Annotated in this window: 1 protein-coding gene; it reads left to right on the forward strand. The window is 65.7% G+C overall.

Features of this window, described 5'->3' with window-relative positions; translation table 11 throughout:
- Positions 1 to 1,045, forward strand: a 1,045-nt coding sequence (locus AAFX79_13710) for an FG-GAP-like repeat-containing protein (protein MEO1009613.1), incomplete at both ends; no start/stop codon positions are given.

The raw sequence follows: 1,045 nt of genomic DNA on the forward strand, positions 1-1,045 counted from the left end.
ACCTCGCCGTGGCGAACAGTGGCCTGTTTGGTGGGGGCGACAACGTCAGCGTATTGCTGAACAACGGCGATGGCACCTTTGCCGAAGATGTCCTCTACGGTGCGGGTGACTCGCCCTTCTCCGTGGCGATCGGCGACCTGGATGGCGACGGCGACGCCGATCTGGCCGTGGCCAACGAATTCACCGACAATGTCAGCGTGCTCCTGAACAACGGCGATGGGACCTTCGCCCCTGATGTGCTCTACGAGGCGGGCAGCGGTCCCCGAGCCGTGGCGATCGGTGACCTGGACGGTGACGGCGATACCGATCTGGCCGTGGCGAATCAGTCCAGCAACAACGTCAGCGTGCTGCTCAACAACGGCGACGCCACGTTCGCACTCGACGTGACCTACGGCGCCGGCAGCGGGCCTTCCTCTGTCGATATCGGCGACCTTGACGGAGACGGCGACGCCGATCTGGCTGTAGCAAATCAGAACAGCGACAACGTCTCCGTGCTGCTGAACAACGGCGATGGCACCTTCGCGCCCGATGTGCCCTACGGCGCCGGACTCGTGCCCCAGTCCGTGGTCATTGGCGACTTGGACAACGACGGCGACACCGACCTCGCCGTGGCGAACTTCGGCGGCGACAACGTTTCTGTGCTGCTGAACAACGGCGATGGCACCTTCGCGCCCGATGTGCTCTTGGGCGCGGGAGGCGGTCCCCGAGCCGTTGCGATCGGCGACCTAGACGGGGACGGCGACGCCGATCTGGCCGTGGCGAACGACAGCGACAACGTCAGCGTGCTGCTGAACCAGTGCGGCCCGTTCATGCCGGTCATCACAACACAGCCAGCCTCGGTCCTGTTGCCGGTGGGCGGTGGCATCGCGCAACTGAGCGTGACCGCGAGCGGGACACCGCCGCTGGCGTTCCAGTGGCGGCGCGACGGCGTCGCGCTGACCGACGGCGGCAACATCTCCGGCGCGACCACGCCCGATCTCACCATCTTCGCCACGCTCCAGGACACCGGCGCGTACAACGTGGTGGTGAGCAATTCGTTTGAAAG

Source organism: Planctomycetota bacterium, assembly GCA_039819165.1.
Lineage (GTDB): Bacteria > Planctomycetota > Phycisphaerae > Phycisphaerales > UBA1924 > JAHCJI01.